Genomic DNA, 19,638 nt, shown 5'->3' on the forward strand with positions numbered 1-19,638 from the left:
TGAGGGCTGTTTCGCGCGCTCGGATTCGCCCTCAGGTACTGATGATCACCGGAGCGCTCCGGGTACGCTACTTCCGCAATTAATGCACTTGCTCTACATTCTAGTGCAGTCGACGTAAGAGTCAGAGTTTGCGACGCACACTACGGAGAGGCCGGTAACCGGAGATGGCGTGGGATTTCTCGACCGAACCCGAGTTCGAGGAGAAGTTGGCGTGGATGCGCGACTTCGTCCGAGAAGAGATCATCCCGTTGGAGACCCTGGACCTGGACTGGGCGACGTTCGGCCGGATCACCGCGCCGCTCAAGGAGCAGGTCAAGGAGCGTGGGCTGTGGGCCTCGCACCTGCCGCCCGAGCTCGGTGGCGGCGGGTTCGGTCAGGTCAAGCTCGGATTGATGCACGAGATCCTGGGCCAGTGCCGCTACGCGCCCGGTGTGTTCGGCAACCAGGCGCCGGACTCCGGCAACGCCGAGCTGCTGGCCATCGGCGGTTCCCCGGAGCAGCAGGAGCGCTGGATGCACCCGCTGCTGCGCGGCGAGCTGCGCAGCGCCTTCTCCATGACCGAGCCGGGCGCCGGGGCCGACCCGACCATGCTGTCCACCCAGGGGGTGCTCGACGGTGACGAGTACGTGATCAACGGTCACAAGTGGTTCTCGTCCAACGCCTCGATCGCCGACTTCCTGATCGTGATGGCGGTGACCGACCCGGACGTCTCGCCGTACCAGGGTTCTTCGATGATCGTCGTGCCGGTGGACACCCCGGGAGTGAACATCCTGCGCGACATCCCGGTGATGGACCACCCGTGGACCGGCGGCCTCGACGGCGGCCACGCGGAGATCATCTACACCGATGTGCGGGTGCCGAAGGAGAACCTGATCGGCAACCCGGGCGACGGCTTCCGGCTGGCCCAGCAGCGACTCGGTCCCGGTCGGATCCACCACGCGATGCGCTGGCTGGGCCAGTCCAAGCGCGCGTTCGACATGCTCTGCGAGCGTGCGGTGAGCCGGCACGCGCACGGTTCGGCCCTGGCGGACAAGCAGATGGTGCAGGACTTCGTCGCCACCTCGGCCGCCGAGATGCGCGCCGCCCGGCTGCTCACCCTGCATGCGGCCTGGACGATGGACCAGGTGGGCGCGTCGAACGCCCGGGTGGAGATCGGGATGATCAAGTACTGGGGCGCCAAGGTGCTCCACGACGTGATCGACCGGGCCATCCAGGTGCACGGCTCGCTCGGCTTCTCCGGCGACCTGCCGCTGGAGCAGATGTACCGCTCGGCGCGCGCGGCACGGATCTACGACGGGCCCGACGAGGTGCACAAGGAGACCGTGGCGCGCCGGCTCCTGCGCGGCTACACCCCCACCGAGGTGCCCACCGAGCACGTGCCGACCCGGCGCGAGGCGGCCGAGCGGAAGTTCGCCGACTACCTCACGGCGGCGACCGCGAACTTGTGACCGGCGCGAACGTCGCCGGCACTGAGCTGTCCGGTACTGAGCTGTCCGGCACTGACGTCGCCGGTCCTGAGGCGGCCGGCGACACGGTGACCCGGCTGCGGCGGACCGCGGAGCGGCTGTTCGCGGCGCACGGGGTGGACGGGGTGTCGCTGCGCCAGATCACCAGGGAAGCGGGGCAGCGCAACAGCACCGCCGTGGGATACCACTTCGGTTCCCGCGACGGGCTGCTGCGCGCCGTACTCGAGCACCATCTCGAGCAGGTGGCGCCACGGCACGAGATCCTGCTCGAGCGGTATCAGACGAGTTCACCGCCGGACAGCCCCGCCGGACTGCGGGACCTGGCCGACGTGCTGGTGATGCCGCTGTGCGCGGAGCTGGACTGCCTCGACGGCGGGCCGGAGTTCCTGCAGGTGGCCGCCGAGGTGGTCAACCGCAGCGACTGGATCTTCGCACCGGGCACTCCGATCGCCCTGCTGATCGGGCGCCACCGGCGCTGGAGCGAGTTGGTGGAGCCGTACCTGCCGGCGGACGCGGCCGGCCGGCTGCACCGGCGGTTCGCCGTGACCCGGTTCGTGTACGTGGAGCTGGGGCGGCGTGCCCGGCAGCCGTTGCCGAGGCGGGACGACCGGCTGTTCGCCAGCCAGCTCACCGACCTGGTCGCCGCCTTGCTGACCGCACCGCTCAGCCCCCGCACGTCGGACCTGCTGAGCGAGCGCACCGACTGAGCGAACGCACCGACCGACCGAGCGAGCGGGACCGGCCGGCCGAGCCAACCGGTCCCGCTCGCGCTACCCGCTCGATGCCCCGAGGACGCCCCACGACGACTCGGAAACCGGGTCTTACAGGCCCAGGGACTGCAGCAGGTTGGTCACGGTGTCGAACACGCCGCCGAGCACACCGCTGACGGTGCCGGACGATGAGGTCGACGTGGAGTCGGCCGCGAGAACCGAGGTGGTTGCCTGGCTGGCGACGACCGCGGCGGGAGCGGCAGCCGGGGTGGCGGCGCTGGCGGTGCCGGCGCTGATCAGCAGAGCAGCCGAAGCCGCGGCGACAGAGGCCACGGTGGCTCGTACGAGACGCTGCATTCTGGTCTCTCCTCAGGGTTGGGCAACGCGTGGCTGACTCCACGCATGCCCGACGCTAGGAAGAGATCATCAAGACGGCGAGTATTCGTTGGGCCGTTTGGATCGGCTCATTAGGCTGAAGGGCCCACTCACCTGGGTGTTCCTATATGTGAATCTCATACTTGTGCCGGGGATCACGACGGGCGTCGGCCAGTTGAATCATGCCGCTCGGCAGCCATCCGAACCCGTCACCCGCGGCTGCCGGAAGCGCCGAAACCGGCCGATCGACATTGATCAGCCGGTTCCGGGGGGAGCGCCGGTCTAGGGGACCGGGCGACGAACTACTTCGAGACGCTGGTCAGCGAGGGGGTGTTCATCGAGCCGTTGCTCAGCATGCCGCCGGGGGCAGCGGCACCACTGGTGGCGTCGCTGCTGCCGGCGTCGCTGCTGTCGGCCTCAGCATCGCTGCTGCCCGCGTCGCTGGTCTGGGTCGGCGAGCCGAGGCTGCTGCCGAGTCCGCTGATGCCGTCGGCGGACGAACTGCTCGGCAGGCTCGGGGTGTTCGCGCCGTTGATGCCTTCGCTGGGGGCGTCGGCAAAGGCGGTGCCGGCGCCCAGGGCGAGCGCTCCGGCGGCGGCCGTGACGGCCAGGGCAATACGCAGACGTCGCTGCATGCTTGTCTCCTCTTCGGGGGATTTCGTCACACTGGGTAGGTGCAACGCGGATCATGCTAGGGCAGTCCGTATGGGTGATTGCAAGTGGTACCACTAACCCACTCGGATCAGTGTACTCAATCACCGCTGCGCCGACCAGGCGACGTACCGTGAGCAGACGGAGGAACTCACCTGGCCCAGACTGTGACGACACCGATGCGGGAAGAGGAAGTTCCGCGGGCCGGATGTTACAGAGTGTTAATTGGGCTCAGCCGCCGGTCAGTGCACGCACCACCCGGGACGGACTCGGCCGGCCCAGCTGCTCGGCCATCCAGGCACTGGTCTCCACCAGCCGGCCCAGGTCCACCCCGGTCTCGATGCCGAGGCCGTCCAGCTGCCAGATCAGGTCCTCGGTGGCCAGGTTTCCGGTCGCGCTCTTCGCGTACGGGCAGCCGCCGAGACCGCCCGCCGCGGCGTCCACAATGGTGACTCCCCGGTTCAGCGCGGCCAGCGTGTTCGCCAGCGCCTGACCGTAGGTGTCGTGGAAGTGCACCGCGATCTGTTCGACCGGCACGCCGGCGGCCCGCAGCGCGTCCAGCAGCGCCACCACCCGGCCCGGGGTGGCCACCCCGATGGTGTCGCCGAGGCTCAGCTCGGTGCAGCCCAGCGCCATCATGCGGGTGGCCACCGAGACGACCTGCTCGATCGGCACCTCGCCCTCCCACGGGTCGCCGAAGCACATGGACAGGTAGGCGCGCACGGCCAGCCCGCCCTCCCTGGCCCTGGCGACGACCGGGGCGAACATCTCCAGCGACTCGGCCACGGTGCGGTTCAGGTTGCGCTGGGCGAACGTCTCGGTGGCGCTGCCGAACACCGCGATATCGGTGACACCCCGCTCCAGCGCACGGTTCAGACCCCGCTCATTGGGCACCAGGACCGGGTAGCGCACCCCGGCCACCCGCCGCACCCGGTCCAGCACGTCCTCGGCGTCGGCGAGCTGGGGCACCCATTTCGGGTGGACGAAGCTGGTCGACTCGACCACCCGGTGCCCGGCGGCGACCAGCCGCTCGATGAACTCCACCTTGACCTCGGCGGGCAGGACCGTGGACTCGTTCTGCAACCCGTCGCGGGGGCCGACCTCGCAGATCGTCACCCGCGTGGGCAACCCGGCCAACCCGATCGTCCCGTACTCCGCCATGCTCGCAGCTTAGGAGGGTGCCGTGGGTCGCGCCCTACAGCGGAGGGACGGAACGTTGTGCGCCCGGTACAGGCGCAACGGGTCGTTGTGTCCCTAGCATCCGCTGGTCAGGGAATCGACACGAGGAAGGTCGACGAATGCGAGTGGTCATTGTCGGAGCTGGCTTCGGCGGCATCGCGGCCGCGATCGAGCTGCGGCGGCACGGATTCGACGACGTCACGCTGCTCGAGGCGGCCCCCGAGCTCGGCGGGACCTGGCACTACAACGACTACCCGGGTGCGGCCTGCGATGTACCGAGTCACTTCTACTCGTACTCCTATGCGCAGCGGCGGGACTGGTCACGGCTCTGCTCGCCCCAGTCGGAGATCCTGGGCTACCTGCGTGGCGTCGCCGCCGAGTACGGCATCGAGGAGCGGATCGTCACCGGCGCCACGGTGACCGCCTGCCGCTGGGACGACGCCACCGCCCGATGGGCCGTGCGCACCGAGGACGGCACCGAGCGCCACGCCGAGGCACTGGTACTGGCCACCGGGCAGCTGAACCAGCCGGCCATGCCAGGCATCGAGGGCCTGGCCGACTTCGCCGGGCACAGCTTCCACTCGGCGCGCTGGGACCACGACTACGACCTGCGCGGAAAACGGGTCGCGGTGATCGGCACCGGGGCCAGCGCCGTGCAGTTCGTGCCGGAGATCGCCGAGCAGGCCGGCCAGCTGGCCGTGTTCCAGCGGTCCGGCAACTGGTTCCTGCCCCGCCGCAACCGGGCTTACCCGGCACTGCTCAAGGTGCTGTTCGCGCGGGTACCCAGCGTGCAGCGGGTCCGCAGGGCGTTCCTGTTCCGCTACATGGAGGCGATCACCGCGGCGATCCGAAACCCGGCCACGGTCGGGCGCGTCGGCCGGCTGCGCGCGGCGCTGTTCATGCGCTGGCAGCTGCGTGACCCCGAGGTGCGGCGCAAGGCCTGGCCGGACTACATGTTCGGCTGCAAGCGGGTGCTGTTCAGCTCGGCGTACCTGCCGGCGTTGCAGCGGGACAACGTGGAGCTGGTCACCGAGGCGATCGAGCGGATGGCGCCGGAGGGCCCGGTCACCGCCGACGGCCGGCGGCACGACGTCGACTGTGTCATCTACGGCACCGGGTTCAGGACCAACGACTTCATGTTCCCGATGGAGGTGACCGGCACCGGCGGGGGATCCCTGCGGGATGCCTGGGCCGGCGGGGCACATGCGCACCTGGGTATCACGGTGCCCGGGTTCCCGTCGATGTTCATCCTGTACGGGCCGAACACCAACACCTCGGGCGGTTCGATCATCTACTACCTCGAGGCGCAGGCCGGTTACCTGCGACAGGCGCTGGACCGGGTCCGGGCCGACGGCGCCGCGGCCATCGACGTGCGGCCCGAGGTGGAAGAAACCAGCGACCGCGCGGTGCAGGCCCACTTCGCCGGGACGGCGTGGACCCAGTGCGACTCGTGGTACCGCAACGGCGAGGGGCGGATCATCGCGAACTGGCCCGGCTACATGGCGGAGTACGGCGAGCGGACCCGCACGCTCGACCCCGCGGAGTACCGGTTGATCCCGCGACCCGCCCGGCGCGGCGAGGCGGCCCGCCCGGCGCCCGCCGAACACACCGCCTGACCGGGCCCGGAAACAGCTCAGGTGGCCGCCTGGGGAGCTGGCGGCCACCTGGTCATCGGAGCTGAGGAGGGACACCGGCGGATCAGCGATGACCCCACCGGCGTCCCCTCGCTCGCCCGGGGCGAGCCACATAAGTCCTCGGGGATTTCGTGCGCCTTGCCTGTCGTGCGGCTGAGGAGACTTCCCTCAGGTACTACCGGGTGACGACCTCAGTCGTCGCTCGAGTCGTCGCTGGAGTCGGAGTCGCTCGAGTCCGAGCCGCTGTCGCTCGAGTCGGCGTCACTCGAGTCCGAGCCGCTGTCGCTGGAGTCGGCGTCGGTCGAGCCCGAGTCGGTCGCGGTGCTGGCCTGGCTGGTGTCGGCACCACCGAGAATGTCGGTGAAGCCGTCAGCGAAAGCGGTACCGGTGCCGAGCAGTGCGGCTCCGGCGGCGGCCGTGATGGCCAGGGCGATGCGCGTACGACGCTGCATAAAGCATTCCTCCTCTGGATTAGCCGCGCGAGGTTCGTGCGGCTGGATGAGGATGCTAGGGGACGCCGAATGGCTGAGGAAACTGAGGCAGCCTCACCCACTCGGACCAGGCACTTCTCAGAGATGCGTCCGTTCGGGTCAGTCAAGGCCCCCGAAGACGTTCTGGTCCCAGTCCAGGATCGATCCGGTTACGACCCCGCTACGGTCGGACAGCAGGAACACCACGAAGTCGGCGACCTCGTCGGCCTGCCCGAGCTTGCCCATCGGCAACGACTTGCCGGCGCGCTCGCGCCAGCCGTCGTCCGCGTCGTGGAACTCGCGCTGGGTGGCGTCCTCGCCTTCGGTGTCGGTCCAGCCGATGTCCAGCCCGTTGATCCGGATCCGGTCCCAGCGGTGCGCGTGCGCGGCGTTGCGGGTCAACCCGGCCAGCCCGGCCTTGGCCGCCACATAGGGCGCCAGGTATGGCTGCCCGCCCAGCTCCGAGGTCGAGATGATGTTGACGATCGTGCCCGGCGCCTTGCGCGCCACCAGGTCGGCGACCACGGACTGCATGAGGAAGAACGGCCCGCGCAGGTTGATCGCGATGTGCTGGTCGAACAGCTCCGGCGTGGTGTCCAGCAGGGTGCCGCGCGAGGTGAGCCCGGCGGCGTTGACCAGGCAGTCGATCCGGCCGAACTCGGCCAGCACGGCGCGCACCGCGGCCTGCGCGGCCGGTACGTCGGCCACGTCGCAGGGCACGAAACTGGCCCGCGTGCCGCCCGCCCGCAGCTGTTCGACCAGCGCGTTGCCCGGCTCCGCCCGCCGCCCGGTGACCGCCACCGCCGCGCCCTCCCGGGCCGCCGCCCTGGCCACCGCCGCGCCGACCCCCTGGGTACCGCCACTGACCAGTACCACCCGCTCGTCGAGCAGTGTCATGACCGAACCTCCTTCACCCGTACCCAGGAACCTGACGCGGCCGAGTCGACCGCCGCCTGCACCACCTCGGCCGCCGCGTGCGCATCCGCCACCGTGCAGTGCGCCGAGCCGGTCGTGTCCCGATCGAGCACCGCACCCAGGAACCGGGCCGCCTCGATCACCTTCAGGTCGTCGTAGCCCATCGCGATGCCCGGTCCCGGCTGGAACCGGGCGTACTCGCCGAGCCCGCCATGCGCGAGCACCGTCGTGTAGCCGGCATCGCCGAGCCGGGCCACCCGCAGCTCGTTCATCCGCTCGAAGTCCCAGGTGGCCGATCCCCCGGTGCCGGAGACCTCGAGCAACAGCTGGGTCTGCGGCCCGACGGCGACCCTGGACACCTCGAGCGTGCCGAGCGCGCCGCCGGCGAACCGGACCAGCGCCGCCGCGTGGTCCTCGTTGTCCACCTCGCCCAGCTCGACGTCGTCGCCCTCGGCCATGGAGAACACCGTGCCGGTGCCCATCGCGGCGATCGGCCGGCGCGCGTGCACGATGGCGGAGGCGGCGCTCACCTCTGCGATCGGCCCGGTGGACGGGCCGGCCGCGTAGGCGACCAGGTCGGCGACGTGGCAGAGCAGGTCGGCGAGCACCCCGCTGCCGGCGTGCTCCCGCTGGAACCGCCAGGACAGCGCGACGCGCGGGTCGGCCGCCTGGCCGTTGAGGAACAGGCAGCGCACCCCAGTGACCCGGCCGAGCTCGCCGGCGGCCACCAGCTCCCGGATGTAGGCCACCGCCGGGGCGTTGCGGTAGTTGTAGCCGACCGAGGTGACCAGCTCCGCCTTCGCGGCGGCGGCGGCGATCTCGGCCGTCTGGGCGGCGTCCCGGCCGACCGGCTTCTCGATCCAGAACGGCTTGCCGGCGTCGACGGCGGCAAGCGCGATCTCCCGGTGCAGGGCGTTCGGCGCGCAGATGGACACCACGTCGACGCCGTCGTCGGCGAGCACCGCGCGGTAGTCGGCACTGGCGTTGCGGTAGCCCAGCACGTCGCGGGCGTAGTCGGCGCGGTCCGGCGCCGTGTCGGCGGCGTGCACCAGTACCGGGCGGACCCCGAGGTCCGGGTAGGTCACCGGGACCGCCCGGTAGGCCTTGGTGTGCAGCCGGCCCATCCAGCCCAGGCTGATCAGCCCGACGCCGATCTCTCTCGTACCCGGGCTCACCGGGTGCTCCGGCGGGCGCTCTGCCGCGCCAACTCGTCGCGCAGCTGTCCCGGTGGCCAGTGCCCGGCGATGCCGCGGTGCACCAGGTCGGCCTGGCTCGGCGGCGCGAGGCCGTCCAGCGGTGGGTCGAGGTCGAGGTTGGTGGGGAACGGGTAGCCCTCGGCGGCGGCGGCCACCGCGTTCGCGGCCCCGTCCGGGTCGTGCGCGGCGCGGGCCAGCAGCGCCGGGTAGACCGCGTTGCACAGCCGCTCGCGGTCCACGCTCTCCATCGCCCGGCCGAACGCCGAGGACACCTGCAGCAGGTTGGCCATCCGTTTGACCTCGCTCGTCCGGTTGGTGCCGGCGCCGTGGATGACGGCCGGGTTGAAGAACACCGCGTCGCCGAGGCACAGCGGCAGCTGGATGTGGTGGGCGTCGAAGTACTCGCGGAACTCCGGCCGGCTGGTCGCCAGGTAACCGGCCGGGTACTTCTGCGAGTGCGGCAGGTAGCAGGTCGGCCCGGTCTCCACCGGCATGTCCGAGTGCGCCACCGCGCCCTGCAGGGTGAGCACCGGGGACAGCCGGTGCACGTGCTCCGGGTACTGCTCGATCCGCGCGGGCGGCAGGAAACCGAGGTGGTAGTCGCGGTGTCCGACCTGCCCGGCGCCGCCCGGGTTGACCACGTTCACCTGTGAGGTGACCTGGTACGCGGGGCCCAGCCAGGCGCTGCTGACGAGGGCGAGCACGTCGTTGGCGTAGTACTCGACGAACGTGTCCGGAGCGCGCACCGCGAGCTTCTCCAGCGCGTTCCAGATCCGGTCGTTGGCGCCGGGGCGAGCGAAGTGATCACCCCGGCCGGTGCCGGTCTCGTGCTGCTCGGCGATCAGCGCCTGGAACGCCACCGAGGCGCGGTACACGACCGCCGGCTCGAAGGCACCCCGGACGACCACGATGCCCGGCCCGTCGGCGAGCGCGCCGGCCAGCTCGGTGGGTGGGGTATCGCGGACAGCGGCGGCGGAGTAGATCACCACGCCGTCGGTGACCTCGGTGGCGTGCGGGTAGTCGGCGAGGTTGGTCGGTTCGTCGAGCACCGCCAGCAGGTCGTCCAGCCGGCAGTCTTTGGCGGTCGGAGTCAGGGTGTGAGCCATGGACTGAGCGTACGAACTAGGGTGGAGCACGGAACCGCAAGAACCCATCAAAAACCCCTCAAGTTGGTGGCCGTGCCGCACCCGTACCCGCTCCACGAGATCGCCGTGCAGGCCGGGGTCAGCGAGGCCACCGTCGACCGGGTACTGAACGCCAGGGGCGGCGTCCGGGCCAGCACCCAACGGCAGGTCAAGCAGGCCATCGCCGACCTGGACCGGCAGCGCGACCAGGTCCGCCTCGGTGGCCGCAGGTTCCTGGTGGACGTGGTGATGCAGACGCCGGCGCGGTTCTCCTCGGCGGTCCGCGCCGCACTCGAGTCGGAGCTGCCCTGGCTGCGGCCGGCCGTCATCCGGGCCCGGTTCCACTTCCGGGAGACCGGGTCGGCCGCCGGCCTGGTGGCCGTGCTGGACGACATCCGCCGCCGGGGCTCGCAGGGCGTCCTGCTCAAGGCCCCCGACGTGCCGGAGGTGGCCGCCGCCGCGCAGGCGCTGGTGCGCGCGGGCATCCCGGTGGTCACGCTGGTCACCGACGTGGCCGCCAGCGGGCGAGTGGCCTACGTGGGCATCGACAACCGCGCCGCCGGCGCGACGGCGGCGTACCTGATCGGGCAGTGGCTCGGCACTGAGCAGGGGGACGTGCTGGTGACGCTGAGCAGCGGCTCCTTCCGGGGCGAGGAGGAACGCGAGATGGGCTTCCGCGCCGCGCTGCGTGCCGCCCGACCGTTGCGGGGGCTGGTGGAGATCACCGAGAGCTCCGGGCTGGACGAGCCGGTCGGCGCGCTGGTCCGGGCCGCGCTGGCCGAGCACCCCGGGGTGCGGGCGGTGTACTCCATCGGCGGCGGCAACGTGGCCACCCTGGAGGCGTTCGCCGCGCTCGGGCGGGAGTGCGCCGCGTACGTCGCGCACGACCTGGACGGCGACAACGCCAGGCTGCTGCGAGCCGGCCGGCTGTCCGCGGTACTGCACCACGACCTCGGCGCCGACATGCGCCGCGCCTGCCAGGTGATCCTGCAGGCGCACCGCGCCCTGCCCGGCGCCATCCACACCTGGCCGGCCAGCATTCAGGTGATCACGCCGCACAACATCCCCTCCACCCTGCCCCCGGCGCTGCGCTAGCGCCCTGCTTGCGGTTACCGAGCTCCACACCAGGCAGGTTTTTCGGCGTCCGAACCTGCCTCCTGTGCAGTTCGGTAACAACAGGCCGCCGGCCGCGCGAGCAACTCAGATCTCCAGGTAGACGGTGTCGTCCTCGAGCTTCACCGGGTAGGTGCGCAGGTCGACGAGCACCGGCGCGCCCTGCGCGGCACCGGTGGCGTAGCTGAACCGGCCGAGGTGCTTCGGGCACTCGATCTCGCCGTCCATCACCAACCCGTCGCAGAGCAGCTCGCGCTCGTGCGTGCAGTGCCCGGCGGTGGCGAAGTACTCGTCGTCCGGCGAGCGGAACACGGCGTAGTCCACCCCGTCGTGCCGGACGCCGATCACGTCGTCGGCGTCCACATCGTCGAGCTTGCAGGCGGGAATCCACATGGTCGTGCTCCTCTCGGGTGTCCTGGAACTCAGGCGTCCTGGAACGGGGTCGCGCCGGCCGGCAGCTCGCGGCGCACGTAGTGGGTCGGGTCCTTCAGCTGGTGCAGGACGGCCGGCACCAGCTCCCGGTACGCCGCCCAGATCGACGGGTACGCCGGCGCGAGGTCGTGCTTGAGCTCCTCGTGCAGCTCGGGCAGCCGGTGGTACGGGATCATCGGGAACATGTGGTGTTCCACGTGGTAGTTCATGTTCCAGTACAGGAACCGGTTGATCCGGCACATGTGCACGGTGCGGGTGTTCAGCCGGTGGTCCAGCACGTTCTCGCCCATGCCGGCGTGCTGGGTCAGCCCGTAGACGATGTGCATGAACGTGCCGTAGATCCGGGGGCCGCCGATGTACATCAGCGGCAGGATCGAGCCGGTCGCCACGCTCAGACCGATGGCGACCAGGTAGATCACCAGCCAGATCCGTGCGGTCCGGTACACCCGGAACCGCTCGGTCTCCGGCACGAAGGTGGCCTCCTCCGCGCTGAGCCGCCCGGCCCCGTGGCGCACCATGGTGACCAGCGCGACCGGCACGTCGTAGAGCCCGAACAGGTTGGCCAGCAGCTTGGCCAGTCGGGCCGGGCGCATCACCTGGATCTCCGGGTCGCGGCCGACGATCAGGGTGTCGGTGTGGTGGCGGGTGTGGCCCCAGCGGAACACCGTCGGGTCGCGCATCATCATGAACGAGCCGAGCTGGTAGACCACGGTCGACATCCACCGGGTGCGGAACGGCGTGCCGTGCCCGGCCTCGTGCCAGCGGGAGTCGCCGGAGGAGCCGTAGAGCACCCCGTAGACCAGGAAGCACGGCACCGCCAGCCAGCTGCCCCACCAGACGAAGCCGAGCGCACCGGACAGCGCCAGCAGGCCGAGCCAGATCGCGGTGTCCCGCAGCGCCGGCTGGTCCGAGCGGCGCATCAGCTCCTTCATCCGCTTGCGCGGTATCTCCGAGCGGAACCACTGCCCGGTGGTCAGCCCCGCCTCGACGGCGCGCGAGCCCTCCGGTCCGACGAGGCTGTAGCGGCTAGCCATCGCCTCTCACCCCCGAGTTCGCGGAGCTCCGGGTGAGCACCGAACGCAGGTGCTCGACGCTGGTGTGTACGTCCGCGACGGGGCCGACGCCGGTGGGTGCCTCGGTCAGGATGGTGTCCTGCTCGAGCACGTACCAGCCGTCGTAGTCCCGCGCCCGCAGGTAACCGATGATGGCCGCGATGTCCACGTCGCCGAGGCCCAGCGGCCGGTACATACCCAGCCGTACCGCCTCGGTGTACGAGCGGCGGCCGTCCTGGACCTGGCTGGCCAGCCCGGCGTCGACGTCCTTGAGGTGGGTGTGCGCGATCCGCTCCGGGGCCTGGCGGGTCAGCTCGGCCGGGTCGGTACCGCCGATCAGCAGGTGCCCGGTGTCCAGGCACAGCGCGATCTCCGAGCCGGCCAGCACCCGCTGCACGTCGTCGCCGGTCTCGACCATGGTGCCCACGTGCGGGTGCAGCACCGCGTGCACGCCGACCTCGGCGGCCACCGCGCCGATCCGGTCCAGGTTGGTCAACAGCGTCCGCCAGCCCAACTCGTCCAGCTGGGGGCGCGAGTCGTAGCCGTCCTGCCCGGTGATCGAGGACAGCACCAGCGTGCCGGCGCGCGCCGCGGCATAGCCGGCCAGCAGCTCGCGCACCTCCGGCACCGGGTCGTGGTCGGGCACGTGCAGCAGCAGCGGGGTGAAGCCGCCGACCGCCTCCAGGCGGTGCGTGTCCAGCGTCGCGGCCATCTCGTCCGGCGCGGCGGGCAGGAAGCCGGCCGGGCCGAACTCGGTGGCGGTCAGCCCGACCTCGCCCATCTCGGCGAGCACCCGCGCGGGGTCCAGCTGGAAGCCCCACCCGGGCACCTCGCAGACGCCCCAGGAGATCGGCGCGCCGGCAATCTTGGCTGCTTCACGGCTCGACTCCGCGCTCGTTCCGTTCCTCGCTCGCTGGCGCTCGCTGCGATGCTCGCTCGCTGTCGCCTTCGTAGTCATGAACGAACCTCCTCCAGACGCACCGGGCGGTGCTCGAGTCGGGACAGGGTGGCGGCCTCGGCGATCCAGCCGGCCTCCATCGCGTCGGTGACGGTGCACGGCGACGGCCGCTCGCCGGCCACCAGTGCCGTGAACGCGGCCAGCTCGGCGCGGAACGCCGGCGCCAACCGGTCCATGAAGAAGCTGTGCGGCGGGCCGGCCGGGAACGCCACACCGGGTTCGACGGAGCGCAGCGGCAGGCCGTCGTCCAGCCCGACCGCGATGCTGTCCCGCGACCCGTGCAGCTCCAGCCGCACGTCGTAGCCGCGCGGGTTGTACCTGGTGTTGGAGACCAGCGCCAGCGTGCCGTCGTCCAGGGTCAGCGTGGTCGCCGCGGTGTCCACGTCGCCGACCTCGGCGAATGACTTGTCTCCCCGGTTGCCGCCGACCGCGTACACCTCGACGACCTCCCGTCCGGTGACCCAGCGGACCGCGTCGAAGTCGTGGACCGAGCAGTCCCGGAAGATCCCGCCGGACACCGCGACGTACGCCGGCGGCGGCGGTGCCGGGTCCAGCGTGGTGGCCCGCACGGTGTGCAGCCAGCCCAGCTCGCCGCTGGCGACGGCGGCCCTGGCGGCGGCGTAACCGGCGTCGAAGCGGCGCGGGTAGCCGATCTGCACCCGCTCGTCGCGGCCGGCGATGCGCCGCGTCAGCTCGACGGCGTCGTTGATGTCACCGGCGATCGGCTTCTCGCAGAACACCGGCAGCCCGGCGTCGACGGCGGCCAGCAGCAGCTCCGGGTGGGCGTTGGTGGCGGCCGCGATGAGCACGCCGTCCACCCCGGCGGCGAGCAGCTTCGCCGGCGAGTCGGCGACCTCTGTGCTGACTCGCGACCCGATCTCAGCAGCCACCCGCGCGGTCGTCTCCGGCACGGCGTCGGTCACCACCAGCGAGTCGACCACGGCCAGCTCGGACAACGTGCGCGCGTGGAATGCGCCGATCCGGCCGAGCCCGATCAGTCCCAGACGCATGGAAGGTCCTCCTTCGTCGGACCCGTGAGTGGCGAGTGGTCCTCCCGGACCACTCGCCACTCACGAGTCGTGGTGTGTCGCGAGGGCGTGGGCGGGCCGCACCGGCAGGCCGGCCGCGGTGTAGACGGAGTCGATCAGCTCGGCGGTGGCTACCGCGTCGTGCACGTCCAGGGCCAGCGGGGCGCCCTCGCGCAGGTGCGCCCGGACGGCTTCGAGCTGGTACGTGTACGACGAGCGGGTGCCCAGCCGTTCGGTGCGCTCGGTGTGCCCGGTCGACGCCGGTCCCGAGCCGGTGCGGACCACCAACCGGTCGTCCTTGTGCGGCAGTACGAAGTTGGCGACGGTGACCTCGCCCAGCGAGCCGACCACCCGCAGGGTGAGCCGCCACTGCGCGTTCATCGAGCACCGGACGAACCCGCTCGCCCCGCCGGGGAACTCCAGGTCGGCCTCGACCCACTCGTCCACCCCGCTGTAGCGCTCCGCACCGCGCGCGCCGACGACCCGGGGCTCGCCGCCGCCCCACGGCGCGAGCGAGCGGTGCGCGTGCAGCCCGTAGCAACCCAGGTCCATCACCGCGCCGCCGGCCAGCTCGAACGACCAGCGCGGGTCGTCCGCCGGCGGGGCCGGCATGGTGATGTGCGCCTCGACCTCACGCAGGTCACCCAGCTCGCCGTCGTCCAGCAGCTCGTGCACCCGTTGCATCAGGGGGTGGTGCAGGTAGTGGAAGCCCTCGATCACGGTGACCCCGGCGGCCAGCGCGGTGGCGGCGGTCGACCGGGCCTCCTCGGCGTTGGCGGCGAACGGCTTCTCGCTCAGCACGTGCTTGCCGGCCAGTGCGGCGGCGGTGTTCCACGGCCCGTGCAGCGAGTTCGCCAGCGGGTTGTAGACCAGCTCGACCTCGTCGTCGGCGAGCAGGGCGGCGTAGTCCTCCAGCACTCGCTCCACCCCGTGCTCGGCCGCGAACGCCTCGGCCCGGGAGCGGGATCGGGCGGCCACCGCGACCAGCCGGTCACCGGTGGTGTGCGCCGGACCGACCAGCGCGAGGTCGGTGATCCGGGCGGCTCCCAGGATCCCGATCCGCAGCGGCTCGCTGTTCATGCCGGGGCTCCTTCGAGTGCGCGGGTTTCGGGCGAGGTTTTAAAGCGCTTTAATACCGAGTACTATCCGAGCTGGCACGTCCGGTGTCAATGGGCTGAAGGAAGGCGAGCGCTGAGCGTGCTGAACCCCGAGCGGCGGGTGCGGCTGGACGACGTGGCGGCCGAGGTAGGGCTGTCCACCGCGTCGGTCTCGCTGGTGCTGCGCGGTGCGCCCGGCCCGAGCGCGGCCACCCGGGAACGGGTGCTGGCGGCCGCCGAGCGACTCGGTTACCGCCCCGACCGGGCCGCCAGCCTGCTCGCCGCGCACCGCAGCCGGCTGATCGGCGTGCTGCTGGACGTACGCAGCACCTTCCACGCCGAGCTCGTCGAGGACCTGCACGAGACGGTCGAGCAGCACGGCTACGACCTGGTGCTGAGCACGATCACCCGCAGCCGGGGCGAGCAGCGCGCGATCGAGACGCTGCTGGACTCCCGCTGCGAGGCGCTGGTGCTGCTCGGCCCGGAAGCGCCGGCGAAGCGGCTGGTGGCGCTGGACCGCCAGGTGCCGGTGGTGACGGTCAGCCGGCGGGTCGGCGCGGCGGAGGTGGACGTGGTCCGGGTGGCCGATGACGTCGGGGTCGGCCAGGCGGTCGAGCACCTCACCGGGCTCGGCCACCGGGACATCGCGTACCTGGATGGTGGGCCGGGCCTGATCGCCGCCGAGCGCCGCCGCGGCTATCAGGGCGCGATGCGCGGCGCCGGGCTGGCCGAGCGCTCCAGGGTGCTGCCCGGCGGCCCCGACGAGGAGGCCGGCATGCAGGTGGCGCGCGCGCTGCTGGATACCGGCGAACCGCTGCCGACCGCGGTGGTGGCGTTCAACGACAGGACCGCGGTCGGGCTGCTGGACGTGTTCGTGCGCAGCGGGGTGGACGTGCCGGGCCAGGTGTCCGTGGTCGGCTACGACGACGACCTCGTCGCCCGGCTCGCGCACGTCGCGCTGACCACCGTCGGGCAGGACACCCGCAAGCTCACCGAGCACGCCATCGCGTTGCTCGTGGAACGCCTGGACGGCACCCGCACCGAGCACCGCGAAGTAGTGCTGCCCCCGTACCTGGTCATCAGGGGCACCACCGGCCCACCCCGCGAGCCGGCCGCCGCCCGGTGAGCTGACCGCCGCTCGGTGGCTGACCGCCGCCCCGCGAGCCAGCCGCCGCCCCGCGAGCCAGCCGCCGCCCGGTGGCTGACCGCCGCCCAGATGGCCCTGCAAAATCCCACCGAGTTCAACCACAGCGGCCACCGCGGCGTGATCAACAGCCGGTGGGGTTGAACTCGGCGAAACGGCCCCGGAGCGGTGGGCTCGCGACGCATGCTGTGCGGCGTGATCGACGGGCCGTTCCGGGGTACCGAGGCGATCGCGCGCGGCCTGGTCACCCCGGACCGCCTCTACGGGCCGAGGTTCCGGCGGGTGTTCCCCGACGTCTACCTGCCCGCCGATCACGAGCTCGACCACGCGACCCGCTCCCGGGCGGCGTACCTGCTCGTCGCCGGCCAGGGTGGGGTGCTCGCCGGCTACTCCGCGGCGCTGCTGCTCGGCGCGGACTGCGTCCCGCCCGCCGCCCCCGTCGAGGTGCTCGTGCCACGCTTCCAGAAACGGTGCGCGGGGCTGCGGATCCGGTACGCCACCCTGGCCGCCGAGGACATCGAGGAGCGCGACGGCTGCCGGCTCACCACCGCCGAACGCACGGCGTGGGACCTGGCCCGGCGGCTGCCGACGATCGAGGCCGTCGTCGTGCTGGACGCACTCGCACGGATCACACCGTTCCGACCCGCCGCACTACTCGACCGCCGCGCACGGCAACCGGGCGCGCGCGGCTGCCGACGACTGGACGAGCTCGTCGCACTGGCCGACCCGAGGGCGGAGTCACCGGGGGAGACCCGGCTGCGGGTCACGCTGGTCCGCGCCGGCCTGCCGCCGCCCGAGGTGCAGTACCGGATCTCAGACGAGTACGGCTTCGTGCTGGCCAGGGCCGACCTGGCGTACCCGGGCGCGAAGTTGGCGCTGGAGTACGACGGTGCGGTGCATTTCGACCGGAACGCCGCGCACCACGACCGACAGCGCGACGCGATCCTGGCCGGCCACGGTTGGCTTACCATCCGACTGTGCGCCGACGACCTGTACGCCGCACAGACCGTCCAGCGGATCGACTCGCTGCTCGCCCAGCGCACCGAGCTCAACCGTGGCGGCCTCGACGCGCGTCGAGGACGCCGCTGTGGTTGAACTCGGCGGACCACACTGGCCAGCCCGGCCAGCCCGGCCAGCCCGGCCAGCCCGGCCAGCCCGGCGCACGGGTCAGCGCACCAGCTCCGAGGTGACCCGCTCGAGCATGCGGCGGTGGATGTCGTCGGCGGTCTCCTCCCAGCCGAACACGCACACCGTGGCGATGCCGTCGAACCGCATGGCGCGCAGGGTGGAGAAGAACTCGTCCCACGGCACCTCGCCGTGGCCGATCTCGCTGTGCTGGTGGATGCGGGCGTCCACGCCGGGCGGGTTGACGATGTACCGGTTGCCCGCGTTGGCGCGGTGGTTGTAGCAGTCGGCGATGTGCACGTGCGCGAGCTTCGAACCGGCGTAGCGCATCATCCGGCCCACGTCGCCCGCCCCGTCGGAGAGGTGGAACGCGTGCGGGGCGCAGAACACGTAGTTGACCCATGGCCTGTCGAGGCCGCGGATGATCTGCACCGCGTCGTCGTTGGTCTCGGCGAAGTCGTACGGGTGGGCCTCGATGTTCAGCCCGATCCCGTAGCGCTCGAAGACCGGGATGAGCTCCTCCATCGACCGGTAGAACGCGTGCTCGGAACGCCGCGCGTCGTTCGGGTCGCCGGAGAGCTCGGTGTTCACCACCTGGCACTCCAGCTCGGCGGCGATCTCCAGCAGACGTCGCCAGTTGCGCACCTGGGCCTGTCGCTCCTGCTCGTCGGGCGAGGACCAGTCGAACACCGGCACCAGGGTCAGGATGTCGACGCCGGTCTCCGCGCAGACCTTGCGGACCTCGGCGATCGCCTCGCGGTCCGCCTTCGGGTAGCGGTGCCAGAAGAACCAGTCCGCCCGGGGCGAGAGCTCGAGGTGCCGGTAGCCCAGCGCGGCGGCCTTGCGCACCTCGTCGGCCACGGACATATCGGCGTGGTACATCGCCGGGTCGAGCGCGATCTTCATGAGGTGGCGGCCGTCTTGTACAGGTCCGGTCGATCCCGCAGCACGACCGGCTCGCTCGCCCCGGACCGCAGCGCGGCCAGCCCGGTATCGCAGGTCACGGTCGCCGCGTAGCCGTCCCAGCAGCTGGGCCCGGTCGGCTCGAGGCCGGCGGTGATGGTGTCGAGCCACTCCTGGAACTCGGTGTCGAACGCCCGGGCGAACCGTTCCCGCCAGTCCGCCGGCACCCGCGCGCCGTAGCCGCCGGTCCGCTTGACCACCGCGCCGGCGCTCTCCGACAGCTCGACGGTGCCGTCCTCACAGACCACCTCGCCGCGGATGTCGTAGCCGAACGAGGCATTCAGCGACGCCTCGACGTCCACCAACACACCACTGGTCATCCGCAGCAGGAGCAGCAGCGGGTCGTTCAGTCCCGGCGCGGCCTTGCGGTTCTGGCGGGGCTTGAACACGGTGACCGAGGCGATCTCCTCGTCGAACATCCAGCGTGCCACGTCGATGTCGTGCACCGCGCTGTCATTGATGATCATGTCGCTGGTGAAGTGCGGCGGCACCGACGGGTTGCGGTGCGCGGCGTGCATCAGCAGCGGTGCGCCGATCGAGCCGCCGGCCACGACCTCCTTCATCGCCCGGTACTGGGCGTCGTAGCGGCGCATGAAGCCGACCTGCACCAGCCGCCGCCCGGTCGCCACCTCGGCGTCCACGATCCGGGAGCAGGCCTCCTGCGTACTGGCCAGCGGCTTCTCGCAGAACACCGGCTTGCCGGCGTCGATGGCGGCGAGCACGTACGCCTCGTGCGTAGGACCCCAGGAGGTCACCAACACCGCGTCCACCGCCGGGTCGGCAATCAGCGCCTCACCGGTGTCGTGCACCGCCACACCGGCTCCGGCACCAGCACCGGCACCACCGCCGGGCAGCCCGGCGGCCACCGAGCGGGCCCGGTCGGAGTCCACGTCGGAGACCGCCGCGACCCGGGCCCCGGACAGCACCTGGCTGAGCCGCCGGATGTGGTCCTGGCCGATCATGCCCACACCAATGACACCAACGTTGATCATTCGGAAAGTCCTCC

20 protein-coding genes are annotated in these 19,638 nt (G+C 71.5%); 6 read left to right on the forward strand and 14 right to left on the reverse strand.

Features of this window, described 5'->3' with window-relative positions:
* Nucleotides 1–164 precede the first annotated feature (164 nt).
* Together ACTXG6_RS10205 and ACTXG6_RS10210 are read left to right on the forward strand one after the other, a co-directional pair.
* Nucleotides 165–1,448, forward strand: coding sequence for an acyl-CoA dehydrogenase family protein (locus ACTXG6_RS10205; protein WP_445187519.1), 1,284 nt, complete (start codon nt 165–167; stop codon nt 1,446–1,448).
* Nucleotides 1,445–2,173 carry a TetR/AcrR family transcriptional regulator gene (locus tag ACTXG6_RS10210; RefSeq protein ID WP_445187520.1) on the forward strand — a complete coding sequence of 243 codons (729 nt, stop codon included), beginning with the start codon at nt 1,445–1,447 and terminating at the stop codon, nt 2,171–2,173. Before ACTXG6_RS10205 ends, ACTXG6_RS10210 begins: the two co-directional genes overlap by 4 nt.
* Nucleotides 2,174–2,287: 114 nt before the next feature.
* On the opposite strand, the gene ACTXG6_RS10215 is transcribed toward ACTXG6_RS10210, so the two are convergent.
* From ACTXG6_RS10215 to ACTXG6_RS10225, 3 genes are all read right to left on the reverse strand, one after another.
* Nucleotides 2,288–2,509, reverse strand: coding sequence for a hypothetical protein (locus ACTXG6_RS10215; RefSeq protein ID WP_445187521.1), 222 nt, complete (start codon nt 2,507–2,509; stop codon nt 2,288–2,290).
* Between the two features lie 344 nt (nt 2,510–2,853).
* Complete coding sequence (locus ACTXG6_RS10220) at nt 2,854–3,186, reverse strand: hypothetical protein (protein WP_445187522.1); 333 nt, start codon at nt 3,184–3,186, stop codon at nt 2,854–2,856.
* Nucleotides 3,187–3,433: 247 nt separating this feature from the next.
* Complete coding sequence (locus tag ACTXG6_RS10225; RefSeq protein ID WP_445187523.1) at nt 3,434–4,363, reverse strand: hydroxymethylglutaryl-CoA lyase; 930 nt, start codon at nt 4,361–4,363, stop codon at nt 3,434–3,436.
* Between the two features lie 137 nt (nt 4,364–4,500).
* Here ACTXG6_RS10225 and ACTXG6_RS10230 point away from each other — a divergent pair, with 137 nt between their 5' ends.
* Entirely contained in the window at nt 4,501–5,997 is a 1,497-nt protein-coding gene (locus ACTXG6_RS10230) for a flavin-containing monooxygenase (protein ID WP_445187524.1), read from the forward strand.
* A gap of 209 nt (nt 5,998–6,206) precedes the next feature.
* Here ACTXG6_RS10230 and ACTXG6_RS10235 read toward each other — a convergent pair whose 3' ends face one another.
* From ACTXG6_RS10235 to ACTXG6_RS10250, 4 genes are all read right to left on the reverse strand, one after another.
* Nucleotides 6,207–6,467 (reverse strand): hypothetical protein, encoded by a 261-nt coding sequence (locus ACTXG6_RS10235; protein ID WP_445187525.1) that lies wholly within the window; start codon nt 6,465–6,467, stop codon nt 6,207–6,209.
* Nucleotides 6,468–6,605: 138 nt separating this feature from the next.
* On the reverse strand, nt 6,606–7,382 hold the full coding sequence (locus tag ACTXG6_RS10240; protein WP_445187526.1) for an SDR family oxidoreductase: 777 nt from the start codon (nt 7,380–7,382) through the stop codon (nt 6,606–6,608).
* A complete protein-coding gene (locus ACTXG6_RS10245; RefSeq protein ID WP_445187527.1) occupies nt 7,379–8,575 on the reverse strand; it encodes a Gfo/Idh/MocA family protein in 1,197 nt (398 codons plus the stop codon). The genes ACTXG6_RS10240 and ACTXG6_RS10245 overlap by 4 nt, the downstream gene beginning before the upstream one ends.
* Nucleotides 8,572–9,702: a phytanoyl-CoA dioxygenase family protein gene (locus ACTXG6_RS10250; RefSeq protein ID WP_445187528.1), complete on the reverse strand. Its 1,131-nt coding sequence runs from the start codon at nt 9,700–9,702 to the stop codon at nt 8,572–8,574. The genes ACTXG6_RS10245 and ACTXG6_RS10250 overlap by 4 nt, the downstream gene beginning before the upstream one ends.
* 72 nt (nt 9,703–9,774) lie before the next feature.
* On the opposite strand from ACTXG6_RS10250, the gene ACTXG6_RS10255 reads away from it, so the two are divergent.
* On the forward strand, nt 9,775–10,815 hold the full coding sequence (locus ACTXG6_RS10255; RefSeq protein WP_445187529.1) for a LacI family DNA-binding transcriptional regulator: 1,041 nt from the start codon (nt 9,775–9,777) through the stop codon (nt 10,813–10,815).
* A 105-nt stretch (nt 10,816–10,920) separates the two neighbouring features.
* Here the strand turns inward: ACTXG6_RS10255 and ACTXG6_RS10260 are convergent, their stop codons facing one another.
* From ACTXG6_RS10260 to ACTXG6_RS10280, 5 genes are read right to left on the reverse strand one after another with little or no spacing between them, the layout of a single operon-like run.
* The gene (locus ACTXG6_RS10260; protein ID WP_445187530.1) at nt 10,921–11,226 is read right to left on the reverse strand and encodes a Rieske 2Fe-2S domain-containing protein; all 306 of its coding nucleotides are present in this window, start codon (nt 11,224–11,226) and stop codon (nt 10,921–10,923) included.
* Nucleotides 11,227–11,255: 29 nt separating this feature from the next.
* Nucleotides 11,256–12,299, reverse strand: a complete 1,044-nt coding sequence (locus tag ACTXG6_RS10265) for a fatty acid desaturase family protein (protein WP_445187531.1) — start codon at nt 12,297–12,299, stop codon at nt 11,256–11,258.
* Entirely contained in the window at nt 12,292–13,275 is a 984-nt protein-coding gene (locus tag ACTXG6_RS10270) for a sugar phosphate isomerase/epimerase family protein (RefSeq protein ID WP_445187532.1), read from the reverse strand. The genes ACTXG6_RS10265 and ACTXG6_RS10270 overlap by 8 nt, the downstream gene beginning before the upstream one ends.
* Nucleotides 13,272–14,285 carry a Gfo/Idh/MocA family protein gene (locus ACTXG6_RS10275; RefSeq protein ID WP_445187533.1) on the reverse strand — a complete coding sequence of 338 codons (1,014 nt, stop codon included), beginning with the start codon at nt 14,283–14,285 and terminating at the stop codon, nt 13,272–13,274. The genes ACTXG6_RS10270 and ACTXG6_RS10275 overlap by 4 nt, the downstream gene beginning before the upstream one ends.
* A 60-nt stretch (nt 14,286–14,345) precedes the next feature.
* Nucleotides 14,346–15,383 carry a Gfo/Idh/MocA family protein gene (locus ACTXG6_RS10280; RefSeq protein WP_445187534.1) on the reverse strand — a complete coding sequence of 346 codons (1,038 nt, stop codon included), beginning with the start codon at nt 15,381–15,383 and terminating at the stop codon, nt 14,346–14,348.
* Nucleotides 15,384–15,500: 117 nt separating this feature from the next.
* Here ACTXG6_RS10280 and ACTXG6_RS10285 point away from each other — a divergent pair, with 117 nt between their 5' ends.
* Together ACTXG6_RS10285 and ACTXG6_RS10290 are read left to right on the forward strand one after the other, a co-directional pair.
* Nucleotides 15,501–16,526, forward strand: coding sequence for a LacI family DNA-binding transcriptional regulator (locus ACTXG6_RS10285; protein ID WP_445187535.1), 1,026 nt, complete (start codon nt 15,501–15,503; stop codon nt 16,524–16,526).
* Nucleotides 16,527–16,739: 213 nt separating this feature from the next.
* Nucleotides 16,740–17,639: an endonuclease domain-containing protein gene (locus tag ACTXG6_RS10290; RefSeq protein WP_445187536.1), complete on the forward strand. Its 900-nt coding sequence runs from the start codon at nt 16,740–16,742 to the stop codon at nt 17,637–17,639.
* Nucleotides 17,640–17,711: 72 nt separating this feature from the next.
* On the opposite strand, the gene ACTXG6_RS10295 is transcribed toward ACTXG6_RS10290, so the two are convergent.
* A complete protein-coding gene (locus tag ACTXG6_RS10295) occupies nt 17,712–18,575 on the reverse strand; it encodes a sugar phosphate isomerase/epimerase family protein (protein WP_445187537.1) in 864 nt (287 codons plus the stop codon).
* Nucleotides 18,572–19,624 carry a Gfo/Idh/MocA family oxidoreductase gene (locus ACTXG6_RS10300; RefSeq protein ID WP_445187538.1) on the reverse strand — a complete coding sequence of 351 codons (1,053 nt, stop codon included), beginning with the start codon at nt 19,622–19,624 and terminating at the stop codon, nt 18,572–18,574. The genes ACTXG6_RS10295 and ACTXG6_RS10300 overlap by 4 nt, the downstream gene beginning before the upstream one ends.
* Between the last annotated feature and the right edge of the window lie 14 nt (nt 19,625–19,638).

This window comes from Pseudonocardia sp. Cha107L01 (assembly GCF_052566575.1).